Genomic DNA, 14,562 nt, shown 5'->3' with positions numbered 1-14,562 from the left:
GACGTTCTAGTCTGCATCCACCAAGTAGGCCTGCCGGGGCAGTGCGCGACGGCAGGCAGCGGCTGATAAAAATAACAGGAGCCAGCATGGGCCAGACTCGTTTTGCCAGTGGGCGTCAATTGGATCTGATCTGCCTCGGACGCCTGGGCGTCGACCTCTACGCGCAGCAAGTGGGGGCCCGGCTGGAGGACGTCGCAAGCTTTGCCAAATACCTCGGCGGCTCGTCGGCGAACATTGCCTTTGGCACCGCACGGCTGGGCCTCAAGTCGGCGATGCTGAGCCGGGTCGGTGATGATCACATGGGGCGCTTCCTGCTGGAGTCGCTGGTGCGCGAAGGCTGTGACGTCAGCGCCGTCAAGGTCGACCCGCAGCGCCTCACCGCCCTGGTCCTGCTGGGCCTCAAGGACCGCGAAACCTTCCCCCTGGTGTTCTACCGCGAGAACTGCGCGGACATGGCGCTGTGCGCCGCCGACATCGACGAAGCCTTCATCGCCTCCAGCAAGGCCCTGCTGATCACCGGCACCCATTTCTCCACCGACGGCGTCTACCGGGCCAGCCTGCAGGCCCTGGACTACGCGCAAAAGCACGGAGTCAAGCGGGTCCTGGACATCGACTACCGGCCGGTGCTCTGGGGCCTGGCGGGAAAGGCCGACGGCCAGACCCGGTTCGTGGCCGACCCGCAGGTCAGCCAGCATGTGCAGGGCATCCTGCCGCGCTTCGACCTGATCGTCGGCACCGAAGAGGAATTCCTGATTGCCGGCGGCAGCGACGACCTGCTGACGGCCTTGCGCACCGTGCGTTCACTGAGTGCCGCGACCCTGGTGGTCAAGCTTGGCCCGCAAGGGTGCACGGTGATCCACGGCGAGATTCCGGAGCGCCTGGAAGACGGGGCGATCTACCCCGGTGTGCGGGTGGAGGTGCTCAACGTGCTGGGCGCCGGCGATGCTTTCATGTCCGGCTTCCTCAGTGGCTGGCTGGAAGAGGCCAGTGATGAGCGCTGCTGCCAGTTGGCCAACGCCTGCGGCGGCCTGGTGGTGTCGCGCCACGCCTGCGCCCCGGCGATGCCGACCCGGGCCGAACTGGACTATCTGTTCAGCAGCCCGGTGCCCATCACCCGTCCCGACCAGGACCCGGTGCTGCAACGCCTGCATCAGGTCAGTGTGCCGCGCAAGGCCTGGAAGCCCCTGTTCGTCTTTGCCTTCGACCACCGTGGGCAACTGGTGGAACTGGCGCAGCAAGGTGGTCGCGAGCTCAAGGCCATCGGTCAGCTCAAGCAACTCTTCATAGACGCGGTGCAGCGGGTCGAAGCCGACCTGCGGCGCCGGGGCATCGAGGCCGATGTCGGCCTGCTGGCCGACCAGCGCTTCGGCCAGGAGGCGCTGAACGCCGCCACCGGGCGCGGCTGGTGGGTGGCGCGGCCGGTGGAAGTGCAGGGCTCGCGGCCCCTGGCGTTCGAGCACGGGCGCTCGGTGGGCAGCAACCTGATCGCCTGGCCCCAGGAACAGATCATCAAGTGCCTGGTGCAATTTCACCCGGACGACGAGCCCTTGCTGCGCCTGGAACAGGAAGCGCAGATCCGTGGCCTGTACCAGGCGTCCCAGGTCAGCGGGCATGAGCTGCTGCTGGAAATCATCCCGCCCAGGGACCTGCCCGGCGCTCATCCCGAGGTGCTCTACCGCAGCCTCAAGCGCCTGTACAACCTGGGCATCTACCCCGCGTGGTGGAAGATCGAAGCGCAGTCGGCCGAGGAATGGAAAAAGCTCGATGAATTGATCCAGGAGCGCGACCCGTATTGCCGTGGTGTGGTGCTGCTGGGCTTGAATGCCTCGGCCGAAGCCCTCGCCGAGGGCTTCCGGCAAGCGGCCGACAGCCGCACCTGCCGGGGGTTTGCCGTGGGCCGCACGATTTTCCAGGAGCCCAGCCGAGCGTGGCTGGCGGGGGAGATCGACGACGACACCCTGATCCGGCAAGTGCAGGGCACCTTCGAGCAACTGATCAACGCCTGGCGCAGCGCCCGCCCTGTGTAGGAGCCGGCTTGCCGGCGAAGAGGGGCTTGAGCCTGGTGCCAGGCTCGCCGGTGCCTTCGCTGGCAAGCCAGTTCCTGCGAGTGCAAGGCCGTTCTCCACGCTTTCATGAATAACAACAAAAGGTGCAGCCATGCCCGCGATCCGAATTGGCATCAACCCGATCTCCTGGAGCAACGACGACCTGCCGGCCCTGGGCGGTGAAACGCCCTTGAGCACCGCCCTCAGCGAAGGGCGCGAGATCGGTTACCAAGGCTTCGAACTCAACGGCAAGTTCCCCAAGGACGCCAAGGGCGTGGGCGATGTGTTGCGCCCTTATGACCTGGCGCTGGTCTCGGGCTGGTACTCCAGCCGCCTGGCCCGGCGTTCGGTGGCCGAGGAAATCGACGCCATTGCCAGCCACGTCGAACTGCTCAAGCGCAACGGCGCCTCGGTGCTGGTCTACGGCGAAGTGGCCGACTCGATCCAGGGCTTGCCGGTGCGCCTGATCGAGCGCCCGCGCTTCCACTGTGCACAGGCCTGGCAGGATTACGCGGACAAACTCACGGAGCTGGCGCGTTTCACCCTGTCCCAGGGCGTGCGCCTGGCCTATCACCACCACATGGGCGCCTACGTCGAGTCCCCGGCGGACATCGACACGCTGATGCGCCTGACCGGCGAGGAAGTCGGCCTGCTGTTCGATTCGGGCCATTGCTACATGGGCGGCGGCGAACCCCTGGAGGTGCTGCGCCGGCATATCGGGCGGGTGTGCCATGTGCATTTCAAGGACGTGCGCAAGCCGGTGGTGCAACTGGCGCGCAACAACCTGTGGAGCTTCCCGGACTGCATCGTCAACGGCACCTTCACCGTGCCCGGCGATGGCGACATTGACTTCGCCGCCTTGCTCGATGTGCTGCTGGACGCAGGCTACCAGGGCTGGCTGGTGGTGGAGGCCGAGCAGGACCCGGCGGTGGCGCCGAGCTATGTCTACGCGAAAAAAGGTTACGACACCCTGCGGGCCCTGCTGGACGCTGGCCTGCAACGCAGGAGGGCTGCCCAATGAGCCTGCTGGTTAAAAGCGCTGCAAAGGGCCGGACCATGGTCCAGCTGCAAGAGGGCGCCCTGGAATACGTGGGGTTCAGTGCCTACCGCCTGGGCCTGGGGGAAAGCCTGCCGGTCAGCGCCGGCGACAAGGAGCTGTGCCTGGTGCTGCTCAGCGGCCGTATCGATGTGCAGGGCGAAGCGCCCCAGGGCGCCTTCCAGTGGCCCAACCTGGGTGACCGGCAATCGGTGTTCGAGGACAAATCCCCCTTTGCTGCCTACCTGCCGCCGGGCAGCCGGGCCCGGGTCACCGCCTTGAGCGATGTGCAGATCGCTGTGTGTGCCGCCCCGGGGGCAGTCGATAACGACCTCGGCCCTCGGCTGATCCGCCCGGAACAGTGCAGGCGCAGCGTGCGCGGCAAGGGCGCCAATACTCGCTACGTCTGCGACATCCTGCCCGACAGCGAGCCGGCCCATTCCCTGCTGGTGGTGGAGGTGCGCACGCCGTCCGGACATTCCTCCAGCTACCCGCCGCACAAGCACGACACCGACGACCTGCCGCGCCAGAGCTTTCTGGAAGAGACCTATTACCACCAGCTCAACCCGCCCCAGGGCTTTGTCTTCCAGCGGGTCTACACCGACGACCGCAGCCTGGACGAGGCCATGGCGGTGGAGCACCACGACCTGGTGGTGGTGCCCAGGGGGTACCACCCGGTCAGCGTGCCCTATGGCTACGAGTCCTATTACCTGAACGTGATGGCCGGGCCGAAGCGGGTCTGGCAGTTCCATAATGACCCCCGGCACAGCTGGCTGCTGGATCTGTGAACGACGCACCTTTGCCGATTTTCGGGGAGCTGGAACATGACTCAGCCTTTGCGTTTTGCCTTGAACCGAATGGTCGCACCGCACCTGCCTCTGGCGGATTTTCTTGACCTGGCACTGGCCTTGAAGATCGATGGGGTGGAGCTGCGCAATGACCTCAAGGGTGTGGAGATCGAGGATGGCACGCCCCCCGAGCAGGTCCGCGAGCTGTGTGAGCAGCGTGGCATCCGGCTGCTGTCGATCAATGCCCTGTACCCCTTCGACCTGTGGGATGAACAGCGCCGCCAGCAGTTGCTGCACCTGGCCGGTTATGCCCGCGCCTGCGGTGCCGAGGGCCTGGTGTTGTGCCCGCTGAACGACCCCGGCGACCGGCGCAGCGCGGGCCAGCGGGCCCAGGGGCTGACGGCTGCCCTGACCCGGATCGCGGAGGTTCTTCGCCAGCATGGCCTGCGCGGTTTTGTCGAACCCCTGGGGTTTGCCGAGTGCGCCTTGCGTGACAAGCGCAGCGCCGTGGACGCGATCCGCGCCGTTGGCGCGCTGGATGTGCTGAGCCTGGTGCACGACACCTTCCACCACACACTGGCCGGCGAACCCCAGCTGTTCGCCGAGCTTACCGGGCTGGTGCACCTCTCCGGTGTCGAGGGGCCGCCACTGCCTCTGGCAGCGCTGCGGGACGGTCATCGGGTGCTGGTGGGCGCGGCGGACCGGCTGGGCAACACGACGCAGATCGCCGCGTTGCTGGCGGGTGGTTACCGCGGCTACCTGTCCTTCGAGCCCTTTGCCGCGAGCGTTCACGATCGACCGGACCTGCAGCAGGCTCTGGAGCGCAGTATCCGGCACCTGCGCCAGGCCCTGGCCTGCCCCCCTTGTAGGCGCCGGCAAGCCGGCTTCCGCACAAAGAACAGTGAGAGTGCTGTATGGCCATTGAAGGAACACAGATGAGCACGATTCGACTGACCATGGCCCAGGCCCTGGTGAAATTCCTCGATAACCAGTACGTCGAGGTGGACGGGCAGCAGAGCCGGTTCATTGCCGGGGTCTTTACGATCTTCGGCCACGGCAATGTGCTGGGCATCGGCCAGGCGCTGCAGCAGGACCCGGGCCAATTGCGGGTGCACCAGGGCCGCAACGAGCAGGGCATGGCCCATGCCGCCATCGGGTTTGCCAAGCAGCACCTGCGGCGCAAGGTCTATGCCTGCACCGCTTCGGTGGGCCCCGGCGCGGCCAATATGTTGACCGCTGCGGCCACCGCCACGGCCAACCGCATTCCCTTGCTGCTGTTGCCCGGCGACGTGTTCGCCAGCCGCCAGCCGGACCCGGTGCTGCAACAGATCGAGCAGTTCCATGACCTGGGCATCAGCACCAACGATGCCTTCAAGGCGGTGAGCAAATACTGGGACCGGATCAACCGCCCGGAGCAGTTGATGAGCGCGGCGCTGCAGGCGATGCGAGTGCTGGCCGACCCGGCCCAGACCGGCGCGGTGACCCTGGCGCTGCCCCAGGATGTGCAGGCCGAGGCCTACGATTACCCGCTGAGCTTCTTCGCCCGACGGGTGCATCGCATCGACCGGCGGCCACCCACCGAAGCGATGCTGGCGGACGCCGTGGCGCTGCTGCGGGGCAAGCGCAAGCCGTTGCTGATCTGCGGTGGCGGGGTCAAGTACGCCGCGGCCAACCAGGCCCTGCAGGCCTTTGCCGAGCGCTTCGCGATCCCGGTGGCCGAGACTCAGGCCGGCAAGAGCGCGCTGCTGTCCAGCCATCCATTGAACGTGGGCGGCATCGGTGAAACCGGCTGCCTGGCGGCCAACCTGCTGGCCCGGGAGGCCGACCTGATCATTGGCGTCGGTACCCGCTACAGCGATTTCACCACCTCGTCCAAGTGGCTGTTCCAGCACCCCCAGGTGCAGTTTCTCAACCTCAATATCAACCCCGGCGATGCCGTGAAGCTCGATGGCGTGCAACTGCTGGCCGATGCCCGGGCCGGCTTGCAGGCACTGGGCGAGGCCCTGGCCGGCAGCGCCTACCGCGCCGGCTGGGGCACTCGGGTGGCCGAGGCCAGGGGGCAGCTGGATGCCGAGCTGGAGCGGGTCCACGGCGTGCACTATCAGGGCGAGGATTTTGTGCCGGAGGTCAACGACGCGCTGGACCCGGCGGTGCTGCGCGAGTTCATCGAGCTGACCGGCTCTTGCCTGACCCAGAGCCAGGTGCTGGGGGTGCTCAACCAGACCCTGGCCGACGATGCGGTGATTGTCGCCGCTGCCGGCAGCTTGCCCGGGGACCTGCAACGCAGCTGGCGCAGCAAGGGGCTCAACACCTACCACGTGGAATATGGCTATTCGTGCATGGGTTATGAAATTGCCGCGGCCCTGGGGGTCAAGCTCGCCGCCCCCGAGCGTGAGGTCTATGCCCTGGTGGGCGACGGCTCCTACCTGATGCTGCATTCGGAGCTGCTGACCTCGATCCAGGAGCAACGCAAGATCAACGTGGTGCTGCTGGACAACATGGCCTTCGGCTGCATCAACAACCTGCAGCTGGGCCAGGGCCTGGACAGCTTCGCCACCGAGTTCCGCTACCGCAACCCAGACAGCGACCAGCTCGACGGTGGCCTGATCCCGGTGGACTACGCCATGAGCGCCGCGGCCTACGGCTGCAAGACCTACAAGGTGAGGAACCTGGAGCAGCTCCACGTCGCCCTGGCGGACGCCCGGCTGCAGCGGGTCTCGACCCTGATCGATATCAAGGTGCTGCCCAAGACCATGCTCCACGGCTACCTGTCCTGGTGGCATGTGGCGGTGGCCGAGGTCAGCGGCAGTGAGAGGGTGGCCGCCGCGGCCGCCGCTATCGATCAGCAGTTGGCCAAGGCGCGCCAGTACTGAAGCTCCCCAACCGAACAACCACAGGAGTACACCCATGTCTTTGCAGCTAGGCGTTATCGGCACTGGTGCCATAGGTCAGGATCACATTCGGCGTTGCAGCCAGACCCTGCAGGGCTGCCGGGTGGTGGCGGTAACCGACATCGACCCGCAGCAGGCGGCCCGGGTGCTGGACGGGCTCACGCTTGAGGCCGAGGTCTACCCCGACGGCCATGCCCTGATCCAGGCGCCGGAAGTCCAGGCGCTGCTGGTGACGTCCTGGGGCCCGAGCCACGAAGAGTTCGTGCTGGCGGCCATCGCCGCCGGCAAGCCGGTGTTCTGCGAAAAGCCCCTGGCGGTGACCGCCGCCGGCTGCCGGCGCATCGTCGAGGCCGAGATTGCCCACGGCCGGCGCCTGGTGCAGGTGGGGTTCATGCGCCCCTACGACGCCGGCTACCAGGCGCTCAAGGCGGTGCTGGACAGCGGGCGCATCGGTGAGCCGCTGATGCTGCACTGCGCCCACCGCAACCCGCGGGTGGGGGAGAACTACAAGACCGACATGGCCATCACCGACACCCTGATCCACGAGCTGGATGTGCTGCGCTGGCTGCTGGCGGACGACTATGTGTCGGTGCAGGTGCTGTTCCCGCGCAAGACCGGCAAGGCCCACGCCCAACTGCGCGACCCGCAGATCGTGCTGCTGGAAACCGCCCGGGGCACGCGGATCGACGTGGAGATCTTCGTCAACTGCCAGTACGGCTACGACATCCAGTGCGAAGTGGTGGGCGAGAGCGGCATCGCCCGCCTGCCGGAGCCGCCCCAGGTCCAGCTGCGCAGCGCGGCCAGCCTGTCCAGCGCGATCCTGATGGACTGGAAGGAGCGCTTCATCGCCGCCTATGACGTCGAGCTGCAGGCCTTTGTCGATGGCGTGCGCGCTGGCCGGGTGGGTGGGCCCTCGGCCTGGGACGGCCTGGCCGCGGCGGTGGCGGCCGACGCCTGCATCGAGGCCCAGCAGAGCGGGGCGATCGTCCCCATCAGCCTGCCCCAGCGCCCGGCGCTCTACGCCTGAACCCCGGGATTTCTGTAGGCGCCGGCTTGCCAGCGAAGGTGTTTTCCAGGGCGCTGCAAGGCGTGCGGGCCCCTTCGCCGGCAAGCCGTCTCCTGCGGGAAGCGAGGGATCTGGCTGCTGGAAATGCAATTGCAGTAAAATTCTAAAATGAGTTGATATAGAAATTATTTTCCAATAAAGTCGTTTACAGGTAGCCGACCCTACAAGGTTCCCATGGCCTTCAAGCCCCGCTTGAGCCCTGGAGAACCCACCAACAAGAACAAACAGGTGCCGTCGATGAAAACCTTCCGCTCTGCTCTGCAATGGCTGTCCCGTACCCGGGGCGCCGCCTCCCGCAATCTGCCCGTCACTCCCTGGTCCTCTCGTTTATTGACCCTGCTCAGCGGCCTGTGTGTCGAACACCAGGGCGCGCTGCTGGGCTGCATGCCCGGGGCCCCGGTTCTGTATTCGCCGGCCTGAGCACGGCCACCCACCAACAAGCATGTGGAGAACGACTCTTAATGAACATTCAGAACCCAGTGGCGTGTCTTGCCCTGTCGCTGATGCTGTTCAGTGGTGCGGCGCTGGCCCAGGTGCGCATCGGCGTGAGCATGTCGCAGTTCGACGACACCTGGCTGACCTACCTGCGCGAGTCCATGGACCAGAAGGCCAGGTCCATGCCCGAAGGCGTGCAGTTGCAGTTCGAGGACGCCCGCAGTGACGTGGTCAAGCAGCTGAGCCAGGTGGAAAGCTTCATCAGCCAGAAGGTCGACGCCATCGTGGTCAACCCGGTGGATACCGCTGCCACTCGCAAGATCACCGAGGCGGCGGTCAAGGCCGGGATTCCCCTGGTCTACGTCAACCGTCGCCCGGACGACCTGAACCTGCCCAAGGGCGTGGTCACCGTGGCCTCCGACGACCTGGAGGCAGGCAAGATGCAGATGCAGTACCTGGCCGAGAAAATGGGCGGCAAGGGCAGCATCGTGATCCTTCTCGGCGACCTGGCGAACAACTCCACCACCAATCGCACCAAGGGGGTCAAGGAGGTGCTGGCCCGGTACCCCGGGATCAAGGTCGACCAGGAACAGACCGGCGTCTGGCTGCGGGACAAGGGCATGACCCTGGTCAACGACTGGCTGACCCAGGGCCGCGAGTTCAATGCGGTGGTGGCCAACAACGACGAGATGGCCATCGGTGCGGCCATGGCCCTGAACCAGGCCGGGGTGGCCAAGGGCAGCGTGCTGATCGCCGGGGTCGACGGCACCCCCGACGGGCTGCGCGCGGTGCAGCGCGGCGAGCTGGCGGTGTCGGTGTTCCAGGACGCCAAGGGCCAGGCCGACGGCTCGGTGGAAACCGCGGTGAAGATGGCCAACAAGCAGCCGGTGGACGCCGCGGTGTGGATTCCCTACCGCCTGATCACCCCGGAAACGGTCGCCCAGTTCAAGTAGGCGCCGGCCCTTCAATCACACGCGGGCCGGGCGGCGCTGGCTGCCCGGCCGCTGGAGTAGCTGATCATGAACGCTTGTGCTACTGCTTCGAGCCTGCACTCCCTGAGCCCGGCCGTGGCGCCCCAGGAGCCCTACCTGCTGGAAGTACTGAATGTCAGCAAGGGCTTTCCCGGGGTGGTGGCCCTGGCCAACGTGCAACTGCGGGTACGCCCCGGCACGGTCCTGGCGCTGATGGGCGAAAACGGTGCCGGCAAGTCGACCCTGATGAAGATCATCGCGGGCATCTATCAGCCCGACTCCGGCGAACTGCGCCTCAAGGGCCGGCCGGTGACCTTCGCCACGCCGCTGGCGGCGCTGCAGGCGGGGATCGCCATGATCCACCAGGAACTCAACCTGATGCCGCACATGAGCATCGCCGAGAACATCTGGATCGGCCGCGAGCAACAGAACCGCCTGGGCCTGATCGACCACCGGGAAATGCACCGCTGCACCGCCGCCTTGCTGGCGCGCCTGCGCATCGAACTGGACCCCGAGGAGCAGGTGGGCAACCTGAGCATCGCCGAGCGCCAGATGGTGGAGATCGCCAAGGCGGTGTCCTACGACTCCGACGTGCTGATCATGGACGAACCGACCTCGGCCATCACCGACAAGGAGGTGGCGCACCTGTTCTCGATCATTGCCGACCTCAAGGCCCAGGGTAAGGGCATCGTCTATATCACCCACAAGATGAACGAAGTGTTCGCCATCGCCGATGAGGTGGCGGTGTTTCGCGATGGCGCCTACATCGGCCTGCAACGGGCCGACAGCCTGGACGGCGACAGCCTGATCTCGATGATGGTGGGGCGCGAGCTGAGCCAGCTGTTTCCCCAGCGCGAGAAGCCTATCGGCGAGCTGCTGCTCAAGGTCCGCGACTTGCGCCTGGACGGGGTGTTCAAGGGCGTGTCGTTCGATCTGCATGCCGGGGAGATCCTCGGCATTGCCGGGCTGATGGGCTCGGGGCGGACCAATGTCGCCGAAACCCTGTTCGGCATCACCCCAAGCGATGGCGGTGAGATTGTCCTCGACGGCCAGCCCCTGCGCATCGGCGACCCGCACCGGGCGATCGAGAAGGGCCTTGCCCTGCTGACCGAGGATCGCAAGCTCAGTGGCCTGTTCCCCTGCCTGTCGGTCCTGGAAAACATGGAAGTGGCGGTACTGCCGCACTATGCCGGCGGCGGTTTTGTCCAGCAGAAGGCCTTGCGCGCCTTGTGCGAGGACATGTGCAGGAAACTGCGGGTCAAGACCCCGTCCCTGGAGCAATGCATCGACACCCTGTCCGGGGGCAATCAGCAGAAGGCGCTGCTGGCGCGCTGGCTGATGACCCAGCCGCGGATCCTGATTCTCGACGAGCCGACCCGGGGCATTGACGTGGGGGCCAAGGCCGAGATCTACCGCCTGATCGCCAGTCTGGCCGGTGAGGGCATGGCGGTGATCATGATTTCCTCGGAACTGCCCGAGGTGCTGGGCATGAGCGACCGGGTCATGGTCATGCACGAAGGGCAACTGATGGGCACCCTGGACCGCAACGAGGCGACCCAGGAACGGGTCATGCAACTGGCTTCGGGCCTGAACTAGACGACATTCAACCCAAGGGTGGTGGCTGGCAATGAACGCGATAATCGACAACAAACCCGCGGCGGTGGCGGTCAAGCCCCGGCGACGACTGCCCACCGAGCTGAGCATCTTCCTGGTGCTGATCGGTATCGGCCTGGTGTTCGAGCTGTTTGGCTGGATCGTCCGCGACCAGAGTTTCCTGCTCAATTCCCAGCGCCTGGTGCTGATGATTCTCCAGGTCTCGGTGATCGGCCTGCTGGCCATCGGCGTGACCCAGGTGATCATCACCACCGGTATCGACCTGTCTTCCGGTTCGGTGCTGGCCCTGTCGGCGATGATTGCCGCCAGCCTGGCCCAGACCTCGGACTTCACCCGGGCGGTGTTTCCCTCGCTGACCGACCTGCCGGTGTGGATCCCGGTGCTGGCCGGGCTCGGGGTCGGCCTCCTGGCGGGGGCGATCAACGGCAGTGTGATTGCCCTGACCGGCATTCCTCCCTTTATTGCCACCCTGGGAATGATGGTCTCGGCCCGGGGGCTGGCGCGTTACTACACCCAGGGCCAGCCGGTGAGCATGCTCTCCGATTCCTACACCGCCATCGGCCACGGGGCGATGCCGGTGGTGATCTTCCTGGTGGTGGCGCTGATCTTTCATATTGCCCTGCGCTACACCAAGTACGGCAAGTACACCTATGCCATCGGCGGCAACATGCAGGCGGCGCGGACTTCGGGGATCAACGTCAAGCGCCACCTGGTGATTGTCTACAGCATTGCCGGGCTGCTGGCGGGGCTGGCCGGGGTGGTGGCCTCGGCACGGGCCGCCACCGGGCAGGCGGGGATGGGCATGTCCTACGAGCTGGACGCGATTGCCGCGGCAGTGATCGGCGGCACCAGCCTGGCCGGCGGGGTGGGGCGCATCACCGGCACCGTGATCGGCGCGCTGATCCTCGGGGTCATGGCCAGTGGCTTCACCTTTGTCGGGGTCGATGCCTACATCCAGGACATCATCAAGGGCCTGATCATCGTGGTGGCGGTGGTCATCGACCAGTACCGCAACAAGCGCAAGCTCAAGCGCTGAGCAGGGGAGAGGCGCCGGCTGGTGCAGGAGCCGGCGTGCCAGCGAATACGCTCCCGAGCTCTGGCCCGCTCCAAAGGCCTCTTCGCCGGCTGGCCGGTGCCCCTGGAAATCGTTGAAAACGGCCAGAATCCGCCGTCCGGCACTGCCGTTTGTCTTCTAACAGACCCATGACTATGGAATTTTTTGTTATAAACGCACTCCAATAAACGCCACCAAAGCCCGCATTTGCGGGCTTTGTGCGGTTTGTCGGACAGATTCGCTGTCATTTCAGTTGCTGCGCCCTCAAACCGGCCTTAGACTGCCGCCCCTCGTAAATTGAGTGCCGGGTGGCGCTTGGAAGGTATGGCGCCTTTCTGATGACCTGACGGGTCAACCGGAAACAGTTTGAATTCGCCTTAATGCACGTATTTTTTATAGAGAAATCAATGACCAAGGAAAAGTTGCTGGCCATGCCGGCGGATGACTACATGAATGCCGAGCAGCACGCTTTTTTCAGCGACCTGTTGCAAGCCATGAAGGTGGAAACCCACGAGCGCATCGAACAGAACCGGATCGCCATTGAAAGCCTGGACACCCCGGCTGACCCGGCCGACGCCGCTTCCGTCGAAGAAGAGCGCACCTGGTTGGTCAACGCCATTGATCGCGACCAGCGCATGCTGCCGCAACTGGAACAGGCCCTGGGCCGGATCAGCGACGACAGCTTCGGCTGGTGCGACGACAGCGGCGAGCCGATCGGCCTCAAGCGCCTGCTGATCAGCCCCACCACCAAGTACTGCATCGAGGCCCAAGAGCGCCACGAGCAGATCGACAAGCATCAGCGTCAAGCCTGATCGCCAGCCCCCGCCACAGCGGGGGCTCTGTTTTTTCGGGCAGTGCCCGCCCGCACATTCTCTTGATCTGCTGCAAACCCGCGACTAAGGGACCATGGATAATGGCCCTCTAGTGGCGTCTAATGCCGCAAACAATTAGAACGATGTGGGGTGACACAGATGTCAAGAGATGGATCTCTAGCGGCGCCGGTCGCACAGCCGCTGGCAACACCCGAAACCGCCGCCCGCTGGTGGGCGCCGTCCTTGCAGAGCGCGGCGCTGATGGCGCTGTTCGCCGGCCAGGCCCTGGGCGGCTGGTCGCTGTACCTGTGCCTGCCCGTGGCGGTGCTGGTGATCTGGCTGCCGCGGTTGCGCGGGCGCGGGCGGCCCCTGGTGGCGAACGCGACGGCTGACGATCAGTTGTCGGCGCTGACCCGTGACCTGTCCTACGGCACCACCCATAACGCACTGTCCGCGGCGGGCGTGGCCTACTCGGTGACCCAGCTGGCAGGCAAGCTGCAATCCCAGCTCGACGCCGCCGCGCGCATCGTCGGCAACGCCGAAGTGATGATCAAGACCGAGCAGGTCACCTCCCAACTCAGCCAGCAGGCCCTGGGCGCCGCCAGCGAGGCCCACGCCAGCAGCGCCGAAGGGCGCACGGTGCTGGGGGAGTCCATCAGCCGCATGCACCTGCTCAGCCAGCGCGCCAATGGCAGCCGTGAGCTGATCGAGGCCCTGAGCCAGCGCAGCGAGGAGATCCAGCGGGTGACCCTGGTGATCCAGTCCATCGCCAGCCAGACCAACCTGCTGGCGCTGAATGCGGCCATCGAGGCAGCCCGGGCCGGGGAACACGGGCGCGGTTTCGCGGTGGTGGCCGATGAGGTGCGCGGGCTGGCCGGGCGCACCGCCGCGGCCACCGACGAGGTCGGGGTGATGGTGGCGGATATCCAGCAGCGCACCAGCGACGTGGTGGAGCAGATCCGCCAGCTGGCCGACGACCTCAACCTGGGGGTCGAGCAGGTGGAGCACACCGGTCGTCACTTGGACAACATCGCGCGCCTGGCGGCCGGGGTGGAAGGGCAGGTCAGCGAGATCGCCCGGGGCGCCGAGACCAACCGCGAGCAACTGGACAGCCTGTTTCATGCCGTGGAGCAGATGCGCAGCGACCTGGCGGTCAGCGACCAGCAGACCCGCAGCCTGGCGCAGGCCGCGGTGCAGATGGAAGGGCAGGCGGAAACCATCAGCGAACGCCTGGCGGCTGTGGGCCTGGATGACTATCACCAGCGCATCTACGACCTGGCCCGCGAAGGCGCGCGGCGCATTGCCGAGCAGTTCGAGGCCGACCTGGAGCAGAACCGCATCAGCCTCGACGATCTGTTCGATCGTCACTACCAGTTGATCGCCAACACCGACCCGGCCAAATACCAGACCCGCTTCGACCGCTACACCGATCAGGTGCTGCCGCCGATCCAGGAATCCCTGCTGCCGCGCCACGATGGCCTGGTGTTCGCCATCGCCTGTACCCAGGAAGGCTACGTGCCGACCCACAACAAGGTTTTTTCCCAGCCGCTGACCGGCGACCCCGAGGTGGACAACCTGCATAACCGCAGCAAGCGCAAGTTCGCCGATCGCACGGGGATCCGCTGTGGCAGCCACCAGCAACCGCTGCTTCTGCAGACCTATACCCGGGATACCGGTGAGCTGATGCACGACCTTTCGGTGCCGATCATGGTCCGCGGCCGGCACTGGGGCGGGCTGCGCCTGGGTTACAAACCCGAGCAGGCGCCAGGCTCGGGCAAGGGCTGAGGCCTCCATTGTTACGCTATCGGTAATGCTGCAATGCAGGAACAGGCTGTTCCAGGGGCCGGCAA

12 protein-coding genes are annotated in these 14,562 nt (G+C 65.8%); all 12 read left to right on the top strand.

The window, feature by feature from the left end; translation table 11 throughout:
• The first annotated feature begins 86 nt into the window (after positions 1–86).
• The 12 genes from iolC to BLS75_RS06080 all read left to right on the top strand — a co-directional run bounded on the left by iolC (position 87) and on the right by BLS75_RS06080 (position 14,497).
• The gene (gene iolC / locus BLS75_RS06135; protein WP_072452267.1) at positions 87–2,027 is read left to right on the top strand and encodes a bifunctional 5-dehydro-2-deoxygluconokinase/5-dehydro-2-deoxyphosphogluconate aldolase; all 1,941 of its coding nucleotides are present in this window, start codon (positions 87–89) and stop codon (positions 2,025–2,027) included.
• Between the two features lie 130 nt (positions 2,028–2,157).
• A complete protein-coding gene (gene iolE / locus BLS75_RS06130; RefSeq protein ID WP_072452266.1) occupies positions 2,158–3,066 on the top strand; it encodes a myo-inosose-2 dehydratase in 909 nt (302 codons plus the stop codon).
• Positions 3,063–3,869 carry a 5-deoxy-glucuronate isomerase gene (iolB, locus tag BLS75_RS06125; RefSeq protein ID WP_072452265.1) on the top strand — a complete coding sequence of 269 codons (807 nt, stop codon included), beginning with the start codon at positions 3,063–3,065 and terminating at the stop codon, positions 3,867–3,869. The genes iolE and iolB overlap by 4 nt, the downstream gene beginning before the upstream one ends.
• 36 nt (positions 3,870–3,905) lie before the next feature.
• Positions 3,906–4,808: a TIM barrel protein gene (locus tag BLS75_RS06120; protein WP_072452264.1), complete on the top strand. Its 903-nt coding sequence runs from the start codon at positions 3,906–3,908 to the stop codon at positions 4,806–4,808.
• On the top strand, positions 4,805–6,742 hold the full coding sequence (gene iolD, locus BLS75_RS06115) for a 3D-(3,5/4)-trihydroxycyclohexane-1,2-dione acylhydrolase (decyclizing) (RefSeq protein WP_072452263.1): 1,938 nt from the start codon (positions 4,805–4,807) through the stop codon (positions 6,740–6,742). Before BLS75_RS06120 ends, iolD begins: the two co-directional genes overlap by 4 nt.
• Positions 6,743–6,776: 34 nt before the next feature.
• On the top strand, positions 6,777–7,787 hold the full coding sequence (locus BLS75_RS06110; RefSeq protein ID WP_072452262.1) for a bifunctional inositol 2-dehydrogenase/D-chiro-inositol 1-dehydrogenase: 1,011 nt from the start codon (positions 6,777–6,779) through the stop codon (positions 7,785–7,787).
• Between the two features lie 213 nt (positions 7,788–8,000).
• The gene (locus tag BLS75_RS06105) at positions 8,001–8,246 is read left to right on the top strand and encodes a hypothetical protein (RefSeq protein WP_072452261.1); all 246 of its coding nucleotides are present in this window, start codon (positions 8,001–8,003) and stop codon (positions 8,244–8,246) included.
• A gap of 41 nt (positions 8,247–8,287) precedes the next feature.
• Positions 8,288–9,214, top strand: a complete 927-nt coding sequence (locus BLS75_RS06100; protein ID WP_072452260.1) for a sugar ABC transporter substrate-binding protein — start codon at positions 8,288–8,290, stop codon at positions 9,212–9,214.
• A 66-nt stretch (positions 9,215–9,280) separates the two neighbouring features.
• Entirely contained in the window at positions 9,281–10,828 is a 1,548-nt protein-coding gene (locus BLS75_RS06095; protein WP_072452259.1) for a sugar ABC transporter ATP-binding protein, read from the top strand.
• A gap of 31 nt (positions 10,829–10,859) precedes the next feature.
• Positions 10,860–11,882, top strand: coding sequence for an ABC transporter permease (locus BLS75_RS06090; RefSeq protein WP_011060891.1), 1,023 nt, complete (start codon positions 10,860–10,862; stop codon positions 11,880–11,882).
• Positions 11,883–12,307: 425 nt separating this feature from the next.
• Positions 12,308–12,712, top strand: a complete 405-nt coding sequence (locus BLS75_RS06085; RefSeq protein WP_011060892.1) for a TraR/DksA family transcriptional regulator — start codon at positions 12,308–12,310, stop codon at positions 12,710–12,712.
• A 159-nt stretch (positions 12,713–12,871) separates the two neighbouring features.
• On the top strand, positions 12,872–14,497 hold the full coding sequence (locus BLS75_RS06080; protein WP_015635319.1) for a methyl-accepting chemotaxis protein: 1,626 nt from the start codon (positions 12,872–12,874) through the stop codon (positions 14,495–14,497).
• Positions 14,498–14,562: the final 65 nt, after the last annotated feature.

It is taken from the genome of Pseudomonas sp. NFPP12 (assembly GCF_900103205.1).
GTDB classification, from domain to species: Bacteria; Pseudomonadota; Gammaproteobacteria; order Pseudomonadales; family Pseudomonadaceae; genus Aquipseudomonas; species Aquipseudomonas protegens.
The sequence above is the reverse complement of the archived record's forward strand: the minus strand, read 5'-3'. Positions and strand labels throughout refer to the sequence as shown.